Genomic DNA, 25470 nt, shown 5'->3' with positions numbered 1-25470 from the left:
CAAATTAGTATGTATCATTCAAAGATTTGTTTGTAGTTAATTGATATTTATCAACAAATGTACGTGGAGTAGTGATGGCTAAATCTGAAATTGGTGAGAATGGAATTCAAAGTAATTTTTGTTTTTTAGAGTCACATGATCCTATCTTTCTGCAACTTGCACAAAGCGCAGAACGTGCTTTCTCTAGCGACCCTAATACAACATTGGTTAAGTTGCGCCAGTTTGCCGAAGCAATCGCACAAGACTTAGCGATGCGCTGTAGCATTGAATTTGACGATAAAACGAATCAAGCCGATCTCCTATTTCGAATTAACCGTGAACTACGCCTAGAGTCTCAGATCATCAGCCTGTTCCATGGGCTGCGTAAAGCGGGCAACCAAGCGGTACATCAATTCAAAACCGAACATAAACCGGCATTAGCTGGCCTTCGTGTCGCCCGTGATATTGCTATCTGGTATCACCGAGCTTTTGGCAAGCAAGGAGTAGCTTTCAAAGCCGGTGAGTTTGTTATCCCTCAAGATCCGAGTAAGCAATTAACTGAGCTACAGACTCAAATACAACAGCTTAAAAACCAATTGCTCGAAAATAACGAACAACTAGAATCTAATCAGCAGTTAACTTCTCTGCTTGAACAAGAAAAAGAGGAGTTCGCGGTACTTGCTGAGCAGATGGATGTAGAAGCGAGAGAACTGGCCGTTCAGGCAAAATCGCATGAAGAGGCCCTTGCGAAACAAAAAGCTGAATTTGAGAACAAGCTTACAAAGCTTCAAAAGCAGTTAGCCGATCAAACAGAGGAAACACTCAAAGCGATTAAAGCGCAGCGTAAAGATGTCAATAAGCGCACCTATACTGCCAGTAGCCGCTTTACTCTTAATGAAGAGTTAACTCGCATCCTCATCGATCAACAGCTTATCGATGCTGGCTGGGAAGCTGATTCAGAAGTTTTAGATTATCGAAAAGGAGTAAGACCCGAAAAAGGTAAAAACCTCGCAATTGCTGAATGGCCTACTAAGTATCAAGGAAAAAGCGGCCGCGCTGATTATGTGCTGTTTTGTGGTTTAACACCTATCGCTGTGGTTGAAGCTAAGCAAGAAAACACCAATGTTGCAGGCAAAGTCTCTCAAGCAGAGCGTTACTCCAAAGGTTATAAGCTCAACTCACCTCAAAAAGGTGCATGGGAATTGGAGAACCGAACTATAGCTTGGGCTGATGAAGAAGAGGGGCATTACCACATTCCATTTGTCTACTCTTGCAATGGACGACCGTTTAATAAACAGCTAGCTGAGCTTTCAGGCACTTGGTTCCGTGATACCCGTAAAGCAAGTAACGCCAAGAGACCGTTACAGCAATTTCACTCCCCTGATGGTCTTATCGATAAATTAAAGCGCAGTAGAGATGAAGCAGAAAAGTTGCTTCAGCAAGAGGGTTTTGATTACTTAGGCTTGCGTGATTATCAGCAAAAAGCGATTGTGGCGGTAGAATCTGCCCTCGAGGAAGATAAAACTCAATGCCTATTGGCGATGGCAACAGGTACCGGTAAAACCCGAACCATTATCGGCTTAATGTACCGCTTTCTTAAGGCCGAACGCTTTAAACGTATTTTGTTTTTAGTCGATAGAACCGCGTTAGGCAATCAAGCCTGCGACTCCTTCGATGAGGCAAAGCTAGAACAGAACAAAACGTTATCCTCTATCTACAATATTGCCGAATTAGGCGATATGAGCAGCGAAGCAGAAACCCGCATTCAAGTTGCCACCGTACAAGCGATGGTGAAGCGTATATTTATGTCTGATACGCCACCCGCACTTGATGAGTTTGACTGCATTATTGTCGATGAGGCGCATAGGGGTTATGCACTCGATCAGCAGATGACAGAAGGAGAGCTTGCTCACCGTGATGCGAGCCAGTACCTCTCAAGCTATCGCCGTGTACTTGATTACTTTGATGCGGTTCGTATAGGCCTTACGGCTACTCCTGCCAAACACACCAGTGAGATTTTCAGTAAGCCGGTCTATACCTATACTTACCGTGAAGCGGTAGCGGAAGATTGGCTCATCGATCATGAACCGCCTATTCGCTATGAAACTCTACTGAGCAAAAATGGCATTAAGTTTGAGAAAGGCGCAACCGTCTCCGCGATTAATACTCAAACAGGAGAGGTTGAATCTGCCGACTTAGCCGATGAGCTTAAATTTGATGTTGAATCTTTTAATCGCCGCGTTATAACCAAAGGGTTTAATGACGTTATCTGCGGCCAGCTTGTTAATGAACTTGACCCGTTTGGCGATGAAAAAACGCTAATATTCTGCACCACAGATCTGCATGCGGATATGGTTAAAACCGCGCTAGATAGTGCTTTTAACAAGATGTATGGTGACGATTATAATCAGGCTGCCGTTGCAAAAATTACCGGAAAAAGCGATAAGGTCGATCAGCTGATTCGCCAATATAAAAATGAGCGCTACCCCAATATTGCCGTGACAGTCGATCTACTTACCACTGGTATCGATGTTCCTAAAATCTGCCACCTAGTGTTTTTACGTCGTGTAAAGTCGCGCATTCTGTACGGGCAGATGATGGGCCGTGCGACACGTCGCTGTGACGAAATAGGTAAGACGGTCTTCAAAATCTATGATCCGGTTGATCTCTACAGTGCACTTGAAGCTGTTAATACTATGAAACCGATTGTCAAAGATCCGAATATCACCTTAGAGCAGCTGGTGGATGAGATCAGCGATGATGCCTACTTAGAGCAAGCTTTAGATACTCCCGGTGAGCAAGCTGGTACAAGCCACGCTAATGATGTGTTGAATCAGTTGACGCAAAAAGTCATGCGAGTCATGCGCAAAGCCGTTAAAAAAGCGGAGAACAAACCAGCGTTAAGAACCAAGTTAGATCAACTTGAGGGAATATGGGGCGTTGCACCTGACAAACTCCATCAGCATCTTCATCAAATTGGGCCAAAACAAGCAGCGCAATTTTGCAAGCAACATCAAGGCCTAATTAATCAGCTGGCGGAAGTACGTTTTCTCGCAGGAAGCGACAAAATGCCGGTGATTTATGAAGGTAAAGATGAGTTCCTCGGTCGTGAGCAAACCTATGGTGTACACGAAAAACCAGCGGATTACTTAGATAGCTTCAATCAGTTTATTAGACAAAATATCAACCAATCGGCGGCATTGTCGGTTGTCGTCAATCGCCCTAAGGATCTCACTCGCGAGCAACTCAAAGAAGTGAAGCTATTGCTCGATGAAGCCGGTTACAACGAAGCCCATCTGAAAAGCGCATGGCGCAAGAATACCAACCAAGATATCGCCGCCAGTATTATCGGTTATATCAGACAAGCCGCTATCAATGAGGCATTAGTACCATTTGAGCAACGTGTAACTAATGCCATGCAGCGTATTTACAGTGAGCATAATTGGAACCCTAATCAGCGCAAGTGGTTAGAACGTCTGGCTAAGCAGTTGGTCCATGAGGCGGTGATCGATAAGTCTTTCGTTAACCAACGCTTTGCCTATCAGGGTGGCGCGAAACGCTTTAATAATGTGCTTGATGACCAGCTCGATACAATACTTGATGAGCTGAATGAGTACCTTTGGCAAGCGGGTTAGTGAGTAATTATAGGGCTTTTTATCGCAGTTCTACTGCTATGCAGAGTGGTTGATGGTTTTCTAAGCAAAAATACCGTAATACGTTTAGAAAACCAAATTACAACACATCGGGCAATGCGTATAATCGAGCATCTGCCTGAGCTAGAACGACGTTGAGATTCGAGCTGTTCAGCGGCATCTTTAGTTACCTATACGGCAAACATTAATTTGGTTGCGCACGATTTCGGCATCAGCCGCATTACGATAATCCATCAAGCAACTAAGTAGCCAAGCCAGAAGCTAGATCTATGGTTACATACGGCTTTCTCACGAAAGTAAAAATAGACCGCATATTGACGACATTAACTTGTCACGGTTTGCATTATTTGCAGTAAATGAACGTTTACCCGCTTCGTTGTGAATGAATACAGATAAGCATTAAAACGACGAGCGGTTATTTAAACATAATTAAGAAATTGAGAATATAAAATGAGCACTTCAAGCAAATCAAACAATAGCGACATCGTCCAAAAGCTGTGGAACCTTTGTGATGTACTGCGTGACGATGGCATTAACTATTCTGATTACGTTACCGAGCTCGTCTTGCTGCTGTTCATTAAGATGGTGCATGAGAACACCGAGGCAGGGCTACTTAACAAACATACTTTGCCTGAAGGTTGCCGCTGGAGCGACTTAAGTGACAAAGACGGCTTAAACTTGCTTGATGATTACAAACGCATGCTACTTACCTTATCGACAGGTAAAGACAGCGAGGGTAATACCTTACACACCGATCCACTTATTTTGGCGATCTATGCTGATGCCCAAACGCGCTTGCGTGAGCCTCGTCACTTAAAGCAGCTGATAAAATCACTCGATTCGATTGACTGGTTCAGTGCGCAAAAAGATGGCTTAGGTGACTTGTACGAAGGCTTGCTAGAGAAGAATGCGAACGAGACCAAATCAGGCGCAGGCCAGTACTTTACTCCGCGTGCGCTGATCGACTCTATGGTGCGAGTGATCAACCCAAAGGCTGGCGAAGTGATCCAAGACCCCGCCGCAGGTACCGCAGGCTTCCTGATTGCTGCTGATAGCTACATTAAAGCTCAAACAGATGACCATTTTGATCTTGATGCTAAGCAAGTGACATTCCAGAAGAACCATGCTTTCGTTGGTGTTGAGCTGGTGCCATCCACCCGTCGTTTAGCACTAATGAACTGCTTGCTACATGGCATGGAAGGGGACGACGAAGGCGTTGTGCACCTAGGTAACTCTCTTGGTCAAGTAGGTGCGACATTACCAAAAGCCGATATTATCCTAGCTAACCCCCCATTTGGCACGAGCAAAGGCGGCGATGCGTCGATTACTCGTGATGATTTGACGTACCCAACTAGCAACAAGCAGCTGGCATTTTTGCAGCATATCTACCGTAACTTAAAAGCCGGTGGTCGTGCAGCTGTGGTACTGCCTGATAACGTCTTGTTTGAAGCGGGCGTAGGTACCAGCATCCGCACGGATCTCATGAACAAGTGCAACCTACATACTATTTTGCGCTTACCCACTGGTATCTTCTACGCCGCAGGCGTGAAGACCAACGTACTGTTCTTCACTAAAGGCAGTGAAACAAACAAGTTACAGGAAGAGAACTGCACTAAGAATACTTGGGTCTACGACCTACGTACCAACATGCCTAACTTTGGTAAACGCACTCCCTTTGGTGAGCAACACCTAAAGCCGTTTGAAACTGTATATAACATCGCATTAGCCGACCGAAAGGAAGGTGAGTGGAGCTTTAATGCTGAAGAGGCAGAGGTTGAAGATTCAGCTGTTAATCAAAGTTTAGATGGCAGCGAGAAAGCGCAGCAAAGAGTAGCACACAGTCGTTGGCGTGTATTTAGTCGTGAATTCATCCGCGACAACAAATCAGATTCGCTAGATATCTCATGGCTTAAAGATGCTAACAGTGTCGATGCTGCAGACTTAGGTACGCCAGAAGAACTCGCAGACGAAGCCATAGCTGAACTGAAGGGTGCTTTAGCCGATCTTGAAGCTTTGGTTGCGTCGCTAGCGGGTGGGGTGAAAGGATGAGTCAAGTGATTCCTGAAGGTTGGGTGAGCTCAAAGCTTGAATGTGTAGTCGACACTATTATGGGGGGGGGCACACCTAGTAAAGCCATTAGTTCGTACTTTCAAGGCGATATCCCTTGGATGTCAGTAAAAGATATGAACAAGAATGAACTTGTAGATACTGTTGATCATATTTCTCAAGAAGCAGTTGAAAACAGTAGTACCAATGTCATTCCTGCGGGCACCCCAATTGTCGCGACACGTATGAGTTTAGGTAAGATTGTTACTGCCAATTTTGATTCTGCAATCAATCAAGATCTTAAAGCGTTATTTGTAAACTTGAATATTGAAAAGCCATATTTTGTTTATTGGTATCGTTCTATTGCTAATTTAATTGAATCACTAGGTACAGGCACAACAGTTAAAGGAATTCGATTAGAGGTTTTAAGAGGACTTGATTTCCCTCTCCCCTCAATAGCTGAACAAAAAGTCATTGCCGACAAGCTGGATGAGTTGTTGGCGCAGGTGGAAAGCACCAAAGCTCGACTCGATGCAATCCCCGCCATCTTAAAATCATTCCGCCAATCCGTCCTCGCTGTCGCAGTGAGTGGTAAGTTGACAGAAGAGTGGCGTGAGATTGATGATACTTCTCAACTAATGAGTATTGATACTGTTTGTCACACTGGATTTGATGGACCATTCGGATCAAAATTAAAAACAGCCGATTATACTGACAGTGGAGTTAGGGTTGCTCGATTAGAGAATGTGGGGCATCTAAATTTCATAGAAGAAAAACAAACGTTTATCAGTGAGAAAAAGCATCAAGAACTGATTCGTAATACGCTTGAAGAGAACGATATTTTATTCTCTTCATTCGTTGAACAGGAGGTTCGAGTTTGTCTGTTCCCCAAGCATAATTCAACTTTTATAAATAAGGCTGATTGTTTTTGTTTAAGAGTTAATGACGAGATTGCTCTACCTAAATTTGTTGTATATGTTCTAGCGAGCAGTTCTTCTTACGAACAAATAAAGAGCAACGTTCAAGGAGTCACAAGACCTCGAATCAACTTGAAAATCCTTAAGTCATTAACTTTTCGATTTCCTACATTAAAAGAACAAGTCGAGATCGTCCGCCGTGTCGAAGAGCTGTTCGTTTTTGCCCATAAAGTCGAAGCGCAGGTCAATGCCGCGCAAGAGCGTGTTAATAACCTCACCCAGTCGATACTTGCCAAAGCGTTTAGAGGTGATCTCACCGCTGACTGGCGAGCCGCGAATCCTGATTTGATTAGCGGTGATAACAGCGCAAAAGCGTTGCTTGAACGTATTAAAGCTGAACGTGTTAAGCTATCAACAAAAAGCAAACCCAGAAAATCAAAAACGAAGGTGATAACCAATGAAGGTTAAGAAACTCATTTTAAAGAATTTTCGCCGATTCAGTGATTTTGATATCACCTTCGATGAACAACTTACCGTGTTAGTAGCTCGCAATGGTGCGGGTAAATCTAGCGTGCTGGATGGTGTAGCGATTTCACTGGGCGCATTTTTAACACGGCTGCCAAAAGTGACAGGCATTACATTTAAAAACTCAGATTTGCAGGTGTTTCCTAACGGCACCCAACCACCTTATGTGCGTATTACGTGTGAAAGCTTTGACGGTCAAACCTGGGACCGCAGTAAAAAACGTGATGAAGCAAAGAAAACTGAAAAGCAAATTCCGAAAGCATTAGGCCTTCAGCAGCTCAACGACTTTGCAGACCAGTTTATTGATGCGCAAAACGAAGAGCGAGAGTTTGAACTACCGATTTTCATACATTACGGAACCGGACGTGGTGTTTTTGATGTGCCGCAGCGAACCAAAGGTTTTGGCAATGATTTTACGCGTTTTGGTGCCCTTAGTGGCGCGTTAGAAAGCAGAACGAACTTCAGACGTTTTGTTGAATATTTTTATACACTTGAAGACAAAGAAGCTCAATTATACAAGAAACATCGTTCATTTGATATTGATTTACCCGAGCTTAAAGCGATTCGCATGGCAATTCACCGGCTAATGCCCGAGTTTTCAAATCCCAGAGCCATATCGCCAGCCGGTATTATGATCGACTGGAAGAACAGTGAAAGCAGTGACACGAAACAACTCCGCATAGAACAGTTGAGTGATGGGTACCGTACAACATTAGCCATGGTAATGGATATCGCTGCCCGTATGGCAGAGGCAAATCCTGATATGCCTGACCCTCTGCAAACCGAAGGGGTGGTGATGATTGATGAGGTCGATCTTCACCTGCATCCCGGTTGGCAGCAAACTATATTGAGTGACTTGGTGAGAACCTTTCCGCAGGTGCAATTTATTGTGTCAACTCATAGCCCTCAAATCGTTAGTACAGTAAAGCCAACTCAAATACGAGTTATTGATTGGCAAGACGAAGAGCCATCATTAATGCCGATTTATTTCTCTGAAGGGGCGGAGTTCCAACAAGTCTTAATGGATGTTTTAGGCGTTAAATCACCGCGAGCCGAACACCTAGAAATCGTTAAGTCATTACGGAAATATCAGCAATATGTTGAAAATAACCAGTGGGATTGTGAAGACGCAATAAATCTACGAAAAGAATTAGATGGTTGGGCTGGCGAGCATGAATCAGAGCTTAGTAATCTCGATATGGACATTAGTATCAGGGAGTTAGATCGCTAAGATGAAAAAGGTAATAAAAGGTGATGAACCGCCGCTATTGATTGCTTTTCGAACGGGAAAACCTAATTTCTCATGGCAAAAATGCAAGTCAAACACTGCCCGAAGAGATGAAATTCAAAATTACCTGCGACGTGATCAAGGGGGAATTTGCGCCTATTGTGAAATTGATCTGTTAAAGCGAGACGTTGAGGACGAAGAGTCAGATTTTCAAGTTGAACATTTTCATCCTAAATCAGATAAAAGCACTGCACATAACTGGGCATTAGATTGGGACAACATGCTTGCTTGCTGTTTAGGCGGTAAAAGTAAAAAGGTAGTTGATGCGGATAATCGACATACCAATCCCAATTTACGTTGCGGCGCATTAAAAGATAATAATGATTGGGATGATGTCATCTTAAATCCTCTTCATCTTCAGCATAGTACGCTTATTTATAACTTTCACCGTACCACGGGTGAGATCTCCGTGAATGAAGAGAGCTGTCGTTTAGCTGGTGTTGAGATTGAGAAAGCCCAAGCCACTATCGATAATTTGAACTTAAAAAGTGAACGGTTAAACCGATTGCGAAAAGAGCGATTGGCACATGCCAATAAACGTTTGCAGGCATTAGTTGCAACAGGAATGACAGTGACTGACGCGCGACAAAAGCTTGCTCTCGCGACGATGAAAAAAGATGGCAATGATTGCTGGCCGAAGTTCTTTTCTGCACTGAGGTGTTATTTGGGAAAGGCGGCAGAAGAACAATTAATCGCGATAGAGTATGCGGGTTAACACAGCATCATGAGCAAACAGATCACATCAGATCAATTACAGCTGGTTTATGATTGTGGCTACATGTTCGCGTTGCAAGAGATTACACTGGACCAAGTATTAGAACAGCTAGTTGGCTCATTGGATATGAATCAGACATCAGTCACTAATTACATGCGCAACTTCGTAGCTTTTAGTGAAGGTAAAGTATACAAGCGTGCAATGAGCGCCTTGTCCTACGAAATCTTTTTATCTCGCTTCTATAAAGACCTTTCCACCTCTGAATTTGAACAGGTAATAAAGTCCGTTGAACTGCACCTTGAATACCAACTAACTGAATCAAATGTTAAGCATCATGATGTTAGAATACTGGTTGACTCATATAGAGCCAACCTGGCTCAACAAGCCGTAAGTCCAATTTACCCTGATGAGGTCTCTAGCCAACCTTCAGAGTTCATCGAAGGAGCGGTTAAACAAGTTACCATCAATGCCTATGAGCGCAACCCTAAAGCCAGAGCGGCTTGTATAGAAAAGTATGGTGCCACCTGCCAAGTCTGTGACCTTAACTTTGAAAATAAGTACGGTAAGATAGGCAAAGGCTTTATTCATGTTCATCATAAAGTTGAACTAGCGACGATTGGTGAAAATTACCAAGTCGATCCTGTTAATGACTTAATCCCAGTTTGTCCTAATTGTCATGCGATGCTTCATACAGAAAAGCCAGTGATGGACATTGAAAAGTTAAAACAAATTTTAGCCACAACTAACGTCATTTGGAAAAATTAAGGTAAGCAGGTTAGTAACCGTATTGTATGTAGATACGGGACTGGTTTTATCCTGTTTGTTACGCTTTTATGCCATGTGAGTGATGGTTACTTAAAAGTAATCTCAGCGTACTAATGCGTTAAGTCTGCTATTCACTAGATCAGTTTTTACTGAAGTAATACCATAATACCATGCGCTCGATATCATCGGCTAGGTTACTGCCAGGTTTGATGTTCTCTTGAGGAAGTTCGAAATAACAGGTGAACAGTTCTTTTAAAAACGTCGTGATTTGTTCATACTCAGCAATGGTAACGGCTAGGGCCGATTGAGTTTTTGTTTCAGTATGCCGTTGAGGCACTGACTCGTGGGTATCGAAGCAACAAATTTGAAGTGGAAGCCTTTGGGCTTGAAGAGCGGTTTAAACGCAATGAGCTTTTAAGGTTTCTGTCAAACGGATACGCTAGAGGGATAAGTATGACTTTAGGGTAGCTTTGAGATCGGTTTTTACCTGGATTTGTTTCAGGTCATTCATAACACCCAACTCATAAATCTCTGAGAGATACCGGTTTACTTTTTTGGTGTTGATTTCGTTGGCATAACGATCCCACTTAATTTCTGATAAACCGCTAATTTTATTAGTTAAGTTATCAAGGCCGACATCATTAATCACAATAGACTCAATAATAAGTGCTTCACCTTCGGTTAAATCCTCTGCTAATGTGATGACCATTTCCTCTATATCGTCATCACTAGCATTGCGAATAATATTTACAATCTGCTGTTGTTTTTTATCTCGGCTCCAGCGTGATGTGCGAAATGCAAGATTAATATGATCAAAAGCACGATCGTTTTGACCTTTTCCAACGTAAAACACGAAGTCGCTTTGACGCCAATCAACTAGTGCGTAGACGTAGTAATGAGGGCTTATTTCATTTGACTTAAATAACTTTGAAAACATGTAGCATTGTGCCGAGAATAAGAATAGTTGTAGCTTACTGTAACAGGTGTTATCGAGAAGCACTATACTGTAAAGTTTTTGAGATGATTATCACAAAAACAACATGTGCAACAAGGTGTGTATTCGTAAAATCCGAACAACTATAATTCAAATAATTTCAATGAGATAGACTGAACCCCCGACCTCCTCACCTGCTGTAACTGGTTGTTAGTCGCTTTTATTATAAACTCACTCCACCAGCTCATAATTTCTTTCCTTTGTTCAAAAAAGTCGGAGCGGTTATAGCTCGCTCTTGTCGTATTTTTGTCCATATGCGATAGGCAAGCTTCAATATGCAGTGTGTCAAAGCCTTGCTCGTGTAGGGCGGTTGATGCAATAGCTCTTAAACCATGTGCAACGAGTTCATCTTTAAACCCTAAGCTGCGTTTTAAAGCTGCATTGGCTGTGTAGATGCTTATATGACTCTGTGGGTTTCGTTCACCAGGGAAGACGAATTCTTTACCGCCACTTTGAATTCTGATTCGTTCAAGAACGGTAATAGCCTGCTCGGTTAGAGGAACTCTGTGTTCACGTCTACGCTTCATTTCTTCAGCAGGTATGGTCCAGCATCGGTTTTTTGAATCTATGTCTTTCCAGCGTGTTCTTGCCGCTTCTTTTGGACGTGCGATTGTGTGCAACTGCCAAAGTAGCAGTAGTTTGGTTTTATCTTGGATGTTTTCATTTTGTTCCAATCGAGACAAAAAGTCGCCTAATAGTTCAGGACGAATGGTAGGCATGTTTTCAACTTGGTGTTTCTCAAATGAGTGGAGCATCTTTGTTAGAGGATTAGCGGCGATGACATCGCTTGCTACAGCGTACTCCATTATTTGATTTAGACTTTGGCAAATTCTTTTAATGGTTGATAGTTTACCGTCGGTTTCCAATGGTCTCAGTGTTTCAATAGCATCACGTCGACTGATCTCACTTATGGGAAGTGCGCCTAAATGGTCGAATACGTATTTTTCCAATGTTCTCCAGGTTCGTTCTGCATGAAAGGGACTAACAGATTTACGTTTTCTTTCAAACCACATCGTTGCAACAGCAAGAAAGTTATCGTTTTGCTTACGCAGTTCTTCAATTCTCTTATCTTCTTTAAGGCGCTTAGGGTCTATACCTTCCGCAATTTGTTTCCGATATTCTGCTGCTTCTAATTTGGCGGCTGCCAGTCGTAAAGAAGGATAGGTTCCCATCGAAATTTTGGTTACTTTACGCGTTACAGGGTGACGGTACTTAAACTGCCAGGCTTTCGTTCCAGTTCCTGCACTGGAGCGTTTAGGTCGAATACGGAGCTGTAAGCCCTCTTCAACAGTGTAGGTATATTCCTTGTCTTTGATAACTAGCGCTTTGATTGATGTATCTGTAATCCGTTTAGCCATAATCATAATTACATAGATGAGAGAATAGAGACCATTGTATAGCAAACTAGTCTGGTGGGGTACCAGGTGGGGTACCAAAATGTTGAATTGGAGTGGAATTTACTGGAATATTTTGGGATGGTGATTATTTATAAGTTTCTGATTTTGTTGTGATTGTGGTATTTCCTGATTGTTCTTGGAATTTTAATGCATGTGACCCGGAAACCATTGAATAGACATAGAGATAAACCTTGATAAATATATTTGCTGCACATTGTAAGGGTTGGATGATACGTGTAAAGGTATATCTATCCCGACCTTCAATGAGCTCAGTGAGTTTGCTTGAAGTATAGGCGACTTGGTGATGCGCAGTTGTTGGATCTCAGAGCAGAAATTTGTTCACGGGAAACTTGCACCAAGCTTTGAAAGGGGACTTTCCTCAACTGCCATAGTGCTTGTTGGTAACTCTAATTTACTACTATCTTTGTATTGTGGTTATACCTTGAGCTTCATATCAGGTTGTATAATAGTCTCTAAACTATTGATAAAATATGCTTTTCTTATCGCTTCTTTGCGGTTTGTGACATTTATTTTTTTATATATATTGTATACGTGCGTCTTTACCGTACTTTCTGAAATAAATAGTTCGTTTGAAATTTCTGAATTTGAATCTCCTCTAATCACGCGCTTAAATATTTGAACTTCTCTTTTCGTAAGGCTAGATAGTATTACTTTTGACTTGAAAGTGTAATCGTGTCTATTAGATAGAATATGTGACATTAACTTTCTCGGTAGCCACAAATCGTCGTCACACACTGTTTTTAGACAACGGGTAAGGTGATCAACAGGAGCGTCCTGATAGATGATTCCTTTTATATTAAACAAGTTGAATAACTGCATTACGGTAATACTCTGTCCGGTAATGTCAGCAGGAACATCGTAGACTACCCATTTATTTGATTCTACTTTTGATAAAATGATATTGATATCTTCGATATTTGCTAATAGTAAGTAGCTAATAAGGATGACATCGAAAGTCTTACGGTTACTCGAGCGGCCAATGCTTGTCATACATTCTCTGCTAAAAGAAAAATCACTGTATTTTTCTATTTCGCGCTGAATAAACTGGTTGTTAATACCGTTGTCACCAATTAGGAGCATGTGCTTTAAATTATTTCTATGCATAACTTATCCCGAGCCTGGTAAATCAAGTTTTGATTCTATGACGTTGTGTTTTATAAAATTGAGCTCTGCGGCTTAATTTTTACATAATTGCATAATTATGGTTGCTGTGAAAGTCGAGGTTCAATAGAAATTTGTAATGTATCGTCATATTTCCCTCCTGGTTTGTTCTCTGTTTCACCAATGACAAAATTCAAAGGAATAGGTTGACCAATCGTTGCGGAAAGACGTTGAATTCTCGCATCCAGTTGCTCAAGGTTTATTCTGTCGCTATCGAGGGAAAGTTGGTATGGAATATCCCACTTAGTCTCATTAGATTCATGACGTAGCATTCCTTGATGGGATGATTCGAATACGATGGTATAAGCTGTATTGCTTTGAACCCATAGGTTAGGTGCAGAGCGAATAATCTTGTTTGAATATAATGTCCCTAGATCAAGGTCATAATGTTGTTGGGTCAATCCATAAAAATGAATTTTCGCAGCAGGCGGAACGTTAACCGATACCGGAATGGAACTAGGGCTAATTTCCACTTGTTTACTATCAGAGGTATAAGAAGGCGAAACTTTTAAAAGCCCTCGATAGGTTCCTGACGCTAACCATTGCTTGCTCGGAAATCGCATTTGTATCGTTGCCGAAGGGTGGCTATCGGTTATTGATAAGTGCCATTGATTAGCAACCGGCATGCCAATCTGCCCTGACCACTCAAAGTTGAGTTTGTCTTGGTTCGACCCTTTTAACGAGCGACTGGTATCGTTAAGCTGCAAAATTAAGCTTAACTCGCATGGTTCGCCAATTATGTTTGCATCTATTCGGTAAGTGTTAATTGTCGCGAATGTGCCTGCACTGAAAACATCATATTGTGATTTAGATGAGACGGGTTGAATAGTCAACGCATTAGCTTCACACGCAAATGCATAAGGCAGATGGTTTGTGGCGATGAGGAAAAAGGATCCCCAAAGTACGTGTTTATTCAACATATACATCTCCTAGTCTTATCAAGTTGTCACTGCGTTCACTGAGGGAAATGATGACTGACTCTTGTTCTTTAGTGTCTAGTACCAATTGATATTTACCTGGCTTTAATCCAGAGATTGCAAATATGCCGTTACGATTGGTAAAGAAGTCAATGGGCAACTGTTTTACCTCACCAAGGTAATGTGCTACACCAGCGACAAGTGAAATAGGGTTGTTACTTTGACGATCGAATAGCTTGCCAATAACGGTTAATACAGCATCAGATCCAATCTGGAGTTGGAAGCCCCGTTTATAACCCGGCTTAATCCAAAAAGCGCCATCACCTAAGTCATACCCGGGCGGCAAGTTATCGACCTCGTAACTGATTACTTGGCCATTGTAAGCAACAAGGTCTGGGACCATAGCACTTGCATCTCCTTTAAGATAAACGCGTGCGTACTCACCGTCTCTTGCGGGATCGATAGCCACGTCATTCTCTTTCAGACTCTTATGTTTAGTGACAATCGCAAACGCTTCGCGTACTGGTCTGCCGACTGCCACAGATGAACCTGCAAAAGCAAGTGAACTACTAATAGTTACGTCGGTACTGTGGTTTCGTGTTTCACCACTAATTTCTTCAAGCCGCGAAGCGTGGGTCGCATTCAATTCATAACGGTTGGCCGTGTAGTTAATCCCAGCATCCATATCGGCATCCGTCTCTTCGTTAGTAATAACACTCGCAAACGCCGACACCCCTCCTGTGTTACCAATATTATTCTGATAGCTGTAATCTAAGGCGGCTTCATTGAGCTTTGTGGTGTAACGACCGACAACACGAGTTTGTCGACTAAGAGGCCAACTTATGGTGACAGTGGTGCTGATGTCATCGTCTTCGCTTGCGTTATGTCGATAGTTAACGCGTGCACTCCAGGTAGCGGGAGTATCAAACAGTCCGTCCGATAAACTCGGGCTAATCAGCCAATAATCGTTCTCTTTGTCTATTCCTGATCGGTAATTGAGGGTCATGGCGGCACGTAAAGACTGACCAAGGTAAATGGAGCTGAATGCAGACACATAATGAGTGGTTAAGTTGATATCGATATCGGAAGTATCAAACCCTGAGACCCCAGTAAAATTGTTGGCCAGATATTCATAACTAAAACTCAGTTGTGGGGACAGCGTGTTGGTATTGGAAAACTCCGCATCGAATGCAAATTTGTAAGCGTCGCCAATTCCAAATGTAGGGTGTTCGCTACGAGAGGCAGTGAGTTCAGTGACGCCCCATATAGAAGCGAGTAACGCGGTGGCACCATATTGATGAAGATCTTCACGGGTTTGAAAGTTCGTACCCAACGTTAACCAAGGGCTAATACCCACATCAATATAACCATGGAAAATACGCTCGTCGGTTAGGTACTCTAGTTGTCCATTTTGTAATTCAGAAGGCGCTCCATACATGATGCTATATTCAAACTCACCGCTATTGAGCAAGTCGTTACCGGTTGCAATAGAAAACTCGATACGTTCTTCATTCCCGGAGCGGTCGGTGATGACGAGTACAATATCATTGCTACCTTGCGCCAGGGGGATATCACTAAGGTTATAGCTACCAGCGCCGAGGGTTAATCGTTGGACTGCGATCCCATCTATATAGACATCGACATTTGAAGCCCTTTGAAGGGTGAATGATTGATTGGCTCGTGGTCGCGCATTTCTGGTTGGAATGAGTGTGAAATCTCGCGTTAACCCAATACCAAGTATGTCGGTACTGTCCTGAAAAGATTGACCACTGTTGTACATATCGCCGAGGACAAGTCGTGTGCCTTGTTCTGCAAAGTCAATATTAAGACGAGATCCTTCTCTTACGTATCGAGAATCTTGTGATGAGCTGTTTTCTAAATAGGATTCGTACTCAAAGTTTAGAAAACCAATGTTAAGTGCTGAATCGAATTGACCGCGATAGAGATCTTGCCTTGACGAATTCTGATCCACAAATTGGGTCTCATTGGCGGAAAGCGCAAAGTTAACGTATCCACTTAATAAACTTGGTTCGGCATAGTTATAAAAATCATCTGCGCCGTTCATAGACAGTTGTTGGGTTAAGCTAAATTCAGGTGGTACCGTCACGATGCATTCTAATGACGAGAAATCGAAACTCAGATTTAATCCTACGCTCTCAAAATGATGCTGAGACAGCATCTCATCGTCTGTCGTGTCATTGAGTTTCCCAATACCTTCATGAGTTACGACGGAAGAAAGGAGAGAAAGCGTACTTTCCTTCGGTAACAAGATCTCGTTGTTTGCGGTAATGATAATGTCCGCTTCCCCCAGTATGGTGTCACTTATCCTTAGCAAAGATGTAAGTTGAATATCTCGCCCTGTTGGATTCAAAACCATTTCCTGGCCCCAAGCTGCAGGGCTTAAGGCGGCACAATAAAAAAGTACTAATCCCAAGACATACAAAACTTGCCACATCTTGTGATGGGTTTCAGTTTTCATGCCCATGGTAAGTGCCCATTGGTAAGTAATTTAAAGAAGAAGGAAAAGTAATAGTGGAGTGTGGTGGAATAAATTGCTCACCTAAAGCCGCATGTACTTTTTGGCTCTGAGATTCGAGCCCCGTAAAATGAAGTAACGATGTATAGGTAAATCGTGACCCTGAATTAGTAAGTGTTAGCTTGCCTTGTTTATCTACGTGCAATTTCACGTCAGGTTCTAACGAGGATGAGTGAATGTGCAACAACGCATTGTAGTGAACTTGCAAATTGATACCGGTGGTTAAACCGATGGGCTTATCTATTCTCGCGTTGTTCTGTCCAATATTCACGGTACTGAAACGAATGAAATAACTTTGAGAGGTTTTGAGTGTTCTGTTTCCCAACCATTGTATACGGAATACTTGACGTTCTCCGGGGGCTAACATCGCCGCTGGTGGAAACACAAACATCTCTTCACTCGCTAGATCAGATGTCTTGAACGTGCCATCTGATAAGAAGTTCAAACGACGAACGTTAGCTTCAAGTGGGAGAGCTTGTGTTGAGTTGTTAGTCACAACCAGTTGAGATGCTGCCCGATGATCGGTGTTGAGTTCGATGACGGTTGGAAACAGTGTTATGCCAAACGCTTGTGCACACAGAAAGCAAGAAATGAGCGCTCCCCAAATATAACGTCTCATTACTATTGATCCTGCTCTATTTCAATCGATAGGGTGTTTACGTCATAATTTTTAAGAGGCTGCATTTCAAAAAAACGCGTGGAGTAGGGAAGGACTAAAGTTCCCGGAATTCGTTTTGCGATTTCTACGCCTTTTAAATAGGTTGAATTTTTACCATCAGATATTTTCCATGTTGTATTGGTTAATCGACCATAACTATTGCCACTGTTAAGTACTTCAAGAACCCATTTATTCCTTTTGCCATTTTGTTCGATACTTTTGACTTCTAGCTGAGAAGCCGTGTTCTGAGGTCGGACGTTGATAAGTGTATTAAACTGAAGCAAAAGGCTTACTTGCCCCTGATTGCTGCTAGCCCTTTGAACTTTCACTTGCTTAACAGCAATGCGATACGCCTTAGATTCTGTGATAGAAGGATCGCCTAAATACCGGACCATAATCGATTGTGATCGTCCAGGCTCAATAATTGCGGTCACTGGAATCACTAGTAACTCGTCATCCGCAGGAGTGGTGGTCTCTTTGCCATATTTGTCCATTGTCATGTAGACCGGAGAAAGCTCAACCGTGAGTGGTTCTTGAGATGAGTTCTCAACCCTCATGGTCATTTGAGCTCTTTTGCCAAGCGGTGTCATTTCCATAGACATCGGCTCTACTTTGAACGCATGAGCAGACAAACAAGTGAATGACAATAGGAAAAGAACGATCCATTTATGCATGATCCATTTATACATAGCGAAGATCTCCAAATTAAACTTATGTCGTTGAGACTGAGACTGAGGCTGAGGCTGAGACTAAGATTAAGTCGGAGGCTGAACAAAAGCCCCCGACTTGTTAGCCTCTAATTCGAGGTGATATTTACGGTCAATGTATCTGAGTAACCACCTGCCCACGGCGAGGTTTCTGTTGTAACAATATCAATGCTTGCGGCAACACCAGTAGCTAATGCCCCAGAACCACCATAAGAGTTACTGACTGAAACGTCATTTAGACCTGGGCCCCCTGGTGCATTAAGCGTGAAAGGAGCTAAGCCTGACGGGTTGAATGTTGCATCATATGTAAGAGCGTAGTCTTCGCTATCGTCTGACTCTAGACCACCTTCAGCACTTGTCAGTGTTACCGTTGCACCATCGACGTCATTACACTTCATGTTAAGGCCACTAACAGAAAGATTTTGAATTTGAGATACGTTACCAAAGTCCATCAGTTGCGTTGAAAGACCAGTAACCTCACATACAGGTGAAACAAATCCAACTAACTGGACATCACCAGGAGCGGCTTGGACTTGAGCACCAAAAATAGCTGTGACTGTTGCTGCGTAGAGTGTTAGCTTTTTCATTAGAAATTCCTTTATCTTAAATGATTGGCTCGAATACTGCTGAGCGTATGTTGTTCTGCAGATACATTGCAGAGTTTTCACTTTGTCACGCTATGAATCGAAGGGTAAACTTCGATCTCAATAACGTCTTGATAATAACCTGCGAAACGCAAGCTATTTTCGAGTGCTACCCTAAGACTCCCATGTTGAGAGAATGGAATAACACCAGAACTGTCTATCATTACTGGTGAAGTAAGTTGGCTGCTGTGCCTACTTTCATAAAGACGAATTTCGTCTATTTGTAATGACAAATTGTAACTTTCAATAATATCAACCCCTTGATGTTGATATTTCAAACCTCCATGTTTTGAGTTGATCGTTATACCCAACGGACGGTTACAATAGATATTAAAAGGCAACGATTGCACATCACGGTGTTCCGTAAAGTTCATAATGTTGCCAGAAAAAAAGTTTATTTCGCATCGATCTTTGATCTGACCGCTAATTCCTAACGTTAAGCTATTAGCACTGACATAGAATGAAAGCGATAGGCTAAAGATTAATACGGAGACGGTGAAGTTATGAAAGCTCCTAAATACTCTAACCATAATTTCACCTCTCAACGGTTGAATGTAACTTGTTGCTTAACTGTGAAAACTATATGTGCTTTAAATAATGGTGAAGTAGTAAAAAAAGTTTATTATTTAAGAGAAGTATGAGTTTTAGTATGATTTTAACTTAAGGAGTAGAGGCTGAAGAATTCGATAATAATATTACATTCAATTAGATAGGTGTTTTTGATTGAAGATTCTGGTTGACGAGGGATTTTTATTTAATTGATAAATTTAGGGTTATGGTCTACCGATGATGATTTGCATTTGATTATTCGCTGGGACACTGTTTTTGGTATCATAAAATTTCCGCGTTATTAAAGAAATTCGAATTTGATAATTTAATTTTCAAGATTAATGTAGTAATTAGTATTTTTATTAACGGAGAGTAAATACCTAGGCTGGTGGAAATTTATCAATTAAAATTAGATGTTTACAGAAAAATATTCAGGAATGATGTGATCTGTTTTTAATTACCGCATATGTGTTGAGTAAAAAATAAACTTTTGGCACTGAATTATTTACCTTTAGCGACCATTCAATGTTCTACGTCACTAATGCAAGTCAAACTTAAGCGATAACAGAATGCTGAAATATGGGGGATGATTCTTAGAAGGTATTCACATAGGCCAAAACGAGATCGCGTTCTGTTCCAGTCAATTTAGTGTGCTTAGTAGAAAACTAGTCTGTATCGAGAAGATGATTTGCTGTGGAATTGTTGAATGAATTTTTTGAAAGACTAAAGCTTCTCACAGGAAGCTTTAGTCTTAATTACGGTAGAGGCTAATCTCATTAAAAGAGTTAAAGCGCATTTTCCAACTTAGTTAGGAAAGTAGCGATGTCTTCTGAACTGATATCTCTATGTGTAACAAACCGAACAGGATTCCCTGGTGACATCGTAATGCCTTGTTCGCCAAGTTCGAGAGCGATTCGGTTGATATCCACTGACTCATCTAACTTAGCAAATACAATGTTAGTTTGAATAAAATCAGGATTAACAGAAAAACCTTCTAGCTTGCTCAAACCAATCGCTAGATTTTTTGCGTTCTCGTGATCAGCTTTAAGTTGAGTGACGTTCTCTGTTAGAGCCATTTTCCCCGCAGCGGCAAGAATACCTGCTTGGCGCATACCACCGCCGACCATTTTACGCAGTCGACGTGCTTTGGCGATGTATTCTTTGCTGCCAAGAAGTAGTGAACCGATCGGAGCGCCTAAACCTTTTGATAAGCAAACCGTCATAGAGTCGAAATGTTGTGCGATCTCTTTGATGTGCACGTCTAATGCGACTGCGGCGTTATAGACGCGTGCGCCATCTAAGTGCATTTGCAAACCATGTTGGTTTACGAACTCACGCGCTTCCGCTAGGTAAGACATTGGCAGCACTTTACCATTAATCGTATTTTCTAAACTAAGAAGCTTAGTACGAGCAAAGTGGCTGTCATCGGGCTTAATCGCAGCGGCAAGCTTTTTAAAGTCTAAAGTCCCGTCTGGGTTGTTCTCGATTGGTTGAGGTTGGATAGAACCAAGGACCGCAGCGCCGCCAGCTTCGTATTTGTAGTTGTGCGCCTGCTGGCCACACAGGTATTCATCACCACGCTCACAATGCGCCATTAAGCCAAGAAGGTTGGCTTGTGTGCCTGAAGAGGTAAACATTGCCGCTTCAAAGCCCGTCTCATTTGCTGTCCACTGTTCTAGCTCATTGACGGTTGGGTCATCGCCGTAAACATCATCGCCCACTTCTGCGTTTGCCATTGCGTCACGCATAGCTTGCGAAGGTTTAGTTACGGTATCAGAACGAAAGTCCATGTTTCTCTCCTAGGGTACTTTAGGTAGCCATATAATTGTCTATAGATGGCCACATAGTTGGGCTTTGCTTAAACAAGCGATAGTTTTGGTATCAGTGATTTGATCGTGTCGTATTTTATCTTGCAGTTCTTCTAAACTCAGTTCGATCACTTCTATTACTTCATCTTCATCGCATTCAAAGCGGGTAGTGAGGCTTAAGTCTTTTGCGACAAACAGATGTTGTATCTCATCACAGAATCCAGCCAAAGGGGTGACTTGTCCCAAGCTTTGAAAAGAAGTTGCACTGTAACCTGTTTCTTCTTCCAGTTCGCGCTGAGCACATTGAAGAGGTGTCTCACCTATTTCCATCGTGCCTGCGGGTAATTCCAAAAGCCATTTCTTAAGAGAAGGGCGAAACTGGTTTATGAGGATGATTTTTCCATACGAAGTGATAGGAAGAATAACTGCCGCGCCAGGGTGATTGATTGTTGTATGTTTTACCACGACGTTCGTAGGGAGCGTCACGTTCTCTTCTATGAGAGAAATACTTTTCCATTTATGGATAACTTTACTCATGCAGTCTGGCCACATTCCTTGCCAATTTTTCGTATAACGGAAGACGTGCACCACCATAACGTCTATGGTGTCGAAAATAAAAGAAAAATTAGGTTTCGCAATAGATTTAGTTTCACGCCGTTCGTGATGTTACTCTCATAATTGAAATCTATGATTGCGCCAAAATTACCGACGTAACCATCTGATATAAATGCAACTCAATAATAAAATACACTTGTAACAAAGTGCTAACAAATGTATAAAAACAATTCTACACTCTCAACTGTTCAAAGATTTTCGGAGTAACGCATGAACCCTTCTATTTCTTCACATGCTGACAAGGCGCTACTCTCTGAAAGAATTAATAAATTAGCGCACGCTCTCTCCGATGGTGTCTATGAAAGAGAAGACACAATTAAGCTTTGTTTACTTGCCGCTTTGGCTGGTGAAAGTGTGTTTCTATTAGGCCCTCCGGGCATCGCAAAAAGCCTTATCGCTAAACGTCTCATTCAGGCTTTTGACAACAGTAGTTACTTCGAATATTTGATGACTCGTTTCTCTACTCCCGAGGAAGTGTTCGGCCCACTAAGCATCCAAGAATTAAAAGACAACGGTCGTTATGTAAGATTGACCGAAGGCTACCTACCAACTGCACAAGTCGTATTCCTCGATGAGATCTGGAAAGCAGGCCCTGCAATCCTAAACACTCTACTTACTGTCGTTAACGAAAAGACTTTCAAAAACGGCAGTGATATTGAACGTGTACCGATGCGTCTACTCGTGTCGGCATCCAACGAACTTCCAGATGAAGACAGCGGCTTGGAAGCACTTTACGACCGTATGTTGGTACGCGTGTTCGTAAACCGTATTCAAAACAAACAAAACTTCAAATCGATGCTGACGACGGGTACTTCTCAAGAAGCGGTAATTCCACAAGGTTTGGCGATTACGGATATTGAATATCATCAATGGCAGAAAGAGCTTGATAAGCTAGAACTGACAGACAATTCGTTTGATAAGTTGTTTGAACTGAAAACCATGCTTGAAGAGACGGTTAAGAAGCAAGGCTCTGCGTCAGAGTCAGAATTGTATGTATCAGACAGACGATGGAAGAAGGCCGTTAAACTATTGAAAGCGAGTGCGTTCTTTAGTGGTCGCGATAGCGTGAACCCGCTGGATATTATGCTTCTGCAAGATTGTTTGTGGCATAGCCCAGAATCACGTGATGTGGTTCGTAGCGTGGTGAAAGACTTTGCATTGAACCGAGCGTTTGATCAACAAGAGTCGAAAGCTCAAATTGAAATGTCTCGTGAAGAGTTAGAAGAGATCCAAGACGATGTTGAATCAACGTTGTCTGTGTCGCTTTCTATGGAGTCAACCAGTGGCTTGCTACGTAAAGACGTTTACCAGAATGACATCAAGAACGCGAAAATGTACAGCGTGGGCAGTGCTTACAATCTAGTGAAACTGGTTATGCTGCAAAGCAACATGTCGGTTTCTGAATCTGAGAAAGGCGATAGCCGTTGGGTATACGTAGCCAAAGATGATTTTGATCGTGTTCTTAAAGAAGGTCACGGTGATATTTACGGTTACGTAAACGAAAATAAAAACCTATGCCGTTTAAAACTCGACTTGGATGCATCAAACCAATTAGTGATTAAAGACATAGCCAATCGCTCTGTATTGGTGAGTGTGGTTACTACTGACGGTTTAGACCAAGAACTGTACAACAAGTGGTTGAGTGGCGCTGAGAAAGCTTTAGAACAGTTAACTGAAGCAGAATTTAAATTAAAACGCGTTCGTACTGAATTCCATGATGCACTGCCTCATAACTATATTGATCCTGATTTACCGAAGGCGATGGAAGCAAGTTTGCAGGCGGTAACGCAAGATCTTGAAACCACGAAAGTGAAGAGTGCCAAGATCGCTCAGCGTATTAAGTTTATGAGCCAGTACTTCGAGTAAGAGGAGAGCATATGTTAGGAGCAGACGGCTTAAACCTCGCTTTGATGGTAGCTGACTCAGGAATCATTGATACCGCGATGAATGATCTCATCGCTCGTTCTCAAGTCATGATGGCTGCTGAGAACAAAGGTGTGAAAACCTCAGTGAAAAACCACTTAGTTAAATGGCGCGGTAAAGTTAAAAAACGCGTTACTAAGGTGTGTGAAACTGATCGATTCCAAGAGGAAATCGCACTTTACCAAGAAGTGATTTACTGGGATGAACCTCAGTTCTTTGATGAGATTGACAGCGTTATCAAAAAGCTGGAGTGGCATTCCGCGTTTTATCTACAAGCTCGACGCCTTATGGAGAACAACAAGGGCGTTTATAACGCGATGTTTCCACACTACTTTTGTGACCAATGGTACCAATCACTTTCTGATGCGATTAAGCAAGCTCAAGTAACCGAACTTGAAACAAGCAAAGAAAAAGTCTTAGCCGATCTTTATCAGCGCATGGAAACCATGAAAAACATGGACAAAGTGACTGAGTCGGGTGATGAAGGCAGTGTAGGGCGCTTGTGGGACATGGCTTCTGCCAAATTAAGCAAAACAGACCTTACCATCATGAAACGTCATGCGGAGTTCTTGAACAAGCACAAGGGCTTGCAAGAGATCGCTGAAAAGCTAGGTCGTATGGCTGGTGAGGAAGATGACCCTTCGCTACACAAAGCCCCTGTAGAAGAATTGCAGATGGTTGAAGAGAAAAGTGATGAAGCCGTCGATGATATTGTAGGGATTCATGAAAGTGATGACCTGAACAAAATGCTGCCAAACGAAACCATGTTCCTAGCTTATCCTGAACTTGAGGTTATCTTTTACAAGCACTTGGCCGACAAGCGCTTACTGAGCTATCGCTCGCAAGGTAAATCACGCACGTTACGCAAAGTGAAAGCGCAAAAACCAGATAGCAAGAACATCGATATTGAAAAGGGTCCGTTTATCGTTTGTGTGGACGCTTCGGGCTCTATGAGTGGCTTCCCCGAGCAGTCAGCTAAAGCTATGGCTTATGCCTTAATGCAAATTGCTCTTGCGGAAGAGAGAGACTGTTACGTGATTCTGTTCTCTTCTGAGCAGATTACCTATGAGTTAACAAGGCAGGATGGCCTACGTGAAGCGAGCGACTTCTTAAGTTACTCATTTCACGGCGGTACGGATTTAGAGCCTGTTCTTATGAAGTCGATTGACTTGATGACGGGTGATAAATACAAGAATGCCGATTTAATCGTACTTTCTGACTTTATTGCACCTAAACAATCTGACGAAATGATTGCTCAGGTTGAAAAGCTGAAAGAACACAAAAACCGTTTTCATGCGGTTAGTCTTTCTAAGTATGGTAACCCTCAACTTATGACGATGTTTGACCACTGCTGGGCGTATCATCCGAGTCTTGTCGGTCGTTTCATGAAGAAGTGGTAGCGCTAGAACATCTAATTTAAATCCATTTTGCTGTGTGTTTTTTGATAGAAGAGATCGAACATGCAGCAATTTGATTTAAATGTCAGCAAACGGAATTTAAATTCACTTTTTTGTTTGACTATCTCCCCTCAATCCGTAAAGTAGGCACCCGAACACAGCGGTGCGGCTTACTTAAGTCCCTAACGTGTTGAATTAAAAAGGCGCCTTGGCAGAGTGGCTATGCAGCGGATTGCAAATCCGTGGACCTCGGTT

The 25470-nt window shown here is 42.3% G+C and carries 19 protein-coding genes and 1 pseudogene; 8 read left to right on the top strand and 12 right to left on the bottom strand.

Features of this window, described 5'->3' with window-relative positions; all coding sequences use genetic code 11:
- The first annotated feature begins 74 nt into the window (after positions 1-74).
- The 6 genes from hsdR (at position 75) to AB6E85_RS23160 (ending at position 9888) form a co-directional block, all read left to right on the top strand.
- Positions 75-3614: a type I restriction-modification system endonuclease gene (gene hsdR / locus AB6E85_RS23185; protein ID WP_372144381.1), complete on the top strand. Its 3540-nt coding sequence runs from the start codon at positions 75-77 to the stop codon at positions 3612-3614.
- A gap of 468 nt (positions 3615-4082) precedes the next feature.
- The gene (locus AB6E85_RS23180) at positions 4083-5681 is read left to right on the top strand and encodes an N-6 DNA methylase (protein ID WP_372144380.1); all 1599 of its coding nucleotides are present in this window, start codon (positions 4083-4085) and stop codon (positions 5679-5681) included.
- On the top strand, positions 5678-7063 hold the full coding sequence (locus AB6E85_RS23175; RefSeq protein ID WP_372144379.1) for a restriction endonuclease subunit S: 1386 nt from the start codon (positions 5678-5680) through the stop codon (positions 7061-7063). Before AB6E85_RS23180 ends, AB6E85_RS23175 begins: the two co-directional genes overlap by 4 nt.
- Positions 7053-8351 carry an AAA family ATPase gene (locus tag AB6E85_RS23170; RefSeq protein ID WP_372144378.1) on the top strand — a complete coding sequence of 433 codons (1299 nt, stop codon included), beginning with the start codon at positions 7053-7055 and terminating at the stop codon, positions 8349-8351. The genes AB6E85_RS23175 and AB6E85_RS23170 overlap by 11 nt, the downstream gene beginning before the upstream one ends.
- Before the next feature lies 1 nt (position 8352).
- Positions 8353-9123 carry a retron system putative HNH endonuclease gene (locus AB6E85_RS23165; RefSeq protein ID WP_372144377.1) on the top strand — a complete coding sequence of 257 codons (771 nt, stop codon included), beginning with the start codon at positions 8353-8355 and terminating at the stop codon, positions 9121-9123.
- 9 nt (positions 9124-9132) lie between these two features.
- Complete coding sequence (locus tag AB6E85_RS23160; RefSeq protein WP_372144376.1) at positions 9133-9888, top strand: HNH endonuclease; 756 nt, start codon at positions 9133-9135, stop codon at positions 9886-9888.
- A 439-nt stretch (positions 9889-10327) separates the two neighbouring features.
- Here the strand turns inward: AB6E85_RS23160 and AB6E85_RS23155 are convergent, their stop codons facing one another.
- The 12 genes and pseudogenes from AB6E85_RS23155 to AB6E85_RS23100 all read right to left on the bottom strand — a co-directional run bounded on the left by AB6E85_RS23155 (position 10328) and on the right by AB6E85_RS23100 (position 21817).
- On the bottom strand, positions 10328-10741 hold the full coding sequence (locus tag AB6E85_RS23155) for an LEM-3-like GIY-YIG domain-containing protein (RefSeq protein ID WP_372144375.1): 414 nt from the start codon (positions 10739-10741) through the stop codon (positions 10328-10330).
- Between the two features lie 224 nt (positions 10742-10965).
- Positions 10966-12240: a tyrosine-type recombinase/integrase gene (locus AB6E85_RS23150; RefSeq protein ID WP_372144374.1), complete on the bottom strand. Its 1275-nt coding sequence runs from the start codon at positions 12238-12240 to the stop codon at positions 10966-10968.
- 186 nt (positions 12241-12426) lie between these two features.
- Positions 12427-12543 (bottom strand): annotated as a pseudogene (locus AB6E85_RS23145) (ribosome biogenesis GTPase YlqF); the annotation flags it as partial.
- Positions 12544-12714: 171 nt separating this feature from the next.
- On the bottom strand, positions 12715-13404 hold the full coding sequence (locus AB6E85_RS23140) for a helix-turn-helix transcriptional regulator (RefSeq protein ID WP_059018371.1): 690 nt from the start codon (positions 13402-13404) through the stop codon (positions 12715-12717).
- A 95-nt stretch (positions 13405-13499) separates the two neighbouring features.
- Positions 13500-14381, bottom strand: coding sequence for a hypothetical protein (locus tag AB6E85_RS23135; protein WP_372144373.1), 882 nt, complete (start codon positions 14379-14381; stop codon positions 13500-13502).
- Positions 14371-16863 carry a fimbria/pilus outer membrane usher protein gene (locus AB6E85_RS23130; protein WP_372144372.1) on the bottom strand — a complete coding sequence of 831 codons (2493 nt, stop codon included), beginning with the start codon at positions 16861-16863 and terminating at the stop codon, positions 14371-14373. The genes AB6E85_RS23135 and AB6E85_RS23130 overlap by 11 nt, the downstream gene beginning before the upstream one ends.
- The gene (locus AB6E85_RS23125; RefSeq protein ID WP_372144371.1) at positions 16847-17533 is read right to left on the bottom strand and encodes a molecular chaperone; all 687 of its coding nucleotides are present in this window, start codon (positions 17531-17533) and stop codon (positions 16847-16849) included. The genes AB6E85_RS23130 and AB6E85_RS23125 overlap by 17 nt, the downstream gene beginning before the upstream one ends.
- Before the next feature lie 2 nt (positions 17534-17535).
- Positions 17536-18261: a molecular chaperone gene (locus AB6E85_RS23120; RefSeq protein ID WP_050644155.1), complete on the bottom strand. Its 726-nt coding sequence runs from the start codon at positions 18259-18261 to the stop codon at positions 17536-17538.
- A gap of 107 nt (positions 18262-18368) precedes the next feature.
- Positions 18369-18866: a hypothetical protein gene (locus tag AB6E85_RS23115; RefSeq protein ID WP_017080976.1), complete on the bottom strand. Its 498-nt coding sequence runs from the start codon at positions 18864-18866 to the stop codon at positions 18369-18371.
- A gap of 77 nt (positions 18867-18943) precedes the next feature.
- Positions 18944-19468 (bottom strand): hypothetical protein, encoded by a 525-nt coding sequence (locus AB6E85_RS23110; RefSeq protein ID WP_372144370.1) that lies wholly within the window; start codon positions 19466-19468, stop codon positions 18944-18946.
- A 789-nt stretch (positions 19469-20257) separates the two neighbouring features.
- The gene (gene ltaE / locus AB6E85_RS23105; RefSeq protein ID WP_372144369.1) at positions 20258-21262 is read right to left on the bottom strand and encodes a low-specificity L-threonine aldolase; all 1005 of its coding nucleotides are present in this window, start codon (positions 21260-21262) and stop codon (positions 20258-20260) included.
- Between the two features lie 39 nt (positions 21263-21301).
- On the bottom strand, positions 21302-21817 hold the full coding sequence (locus AB6E85_RS23100; RefSeq protein WP_372144368.1) for an NUDIX hydrolase: 516 nt from the start codon (positions 21815-21817) through the stop codon (positions 21302-21304).
- Between the two features lie 288 nt (positions 21818-22105).
- Between AB6E85_RS23100 and AB6E85_RS23095 the strand changes: the two genes are divergently transcribed.
- Together AB6E85_RS23095 and viaA are read left to right on the top strand one after the other, a co-directional pair.
- Positions 22106-23761: an ATPase RavA domain-containing protein gene (locus tag AB6E85_RS23095; RefSeq protein ID WP_048613478.1), complete on the top strand. Its 1656-nt coding sequence runs from the start codon at positions 22106-22108 to the stop codon at positions 23759-23761.
- An 11-nt stretch (positions 23762-23772) separates the two neighbouring features.
- Positions 23773-25218 carry an ATPase RavA stimulator ViaA gene (viaA, locus tag AB6E85_RS23090; RefSeq protein WP_017070584.1) on the top strand — a complete coding sequence of 482 codons (1446 nt, stop codon included), beginning with the start codon at positions 23773-23775 and terminating at the stop codon, positions 25216-25218.
- Positions 25219-25470: the final 252 nt, after the last annotated feature.

Source organism: Vibrio sp. 10N.247.311.51, from assembly GCF_041467855.1.
GTDB classification, from domain to species: Bacteria; Pseudomonadota; Gammaproteobacteria; order Enterobacterales; family Vibrionaceae; genus Vibrio; species Vibrio coralliirubri.
The sequence above is the reverse complement of the archived record's forward strand: the minus strand, read 5'-3'. Positions and strand labels throughout refer to the sequence as shown.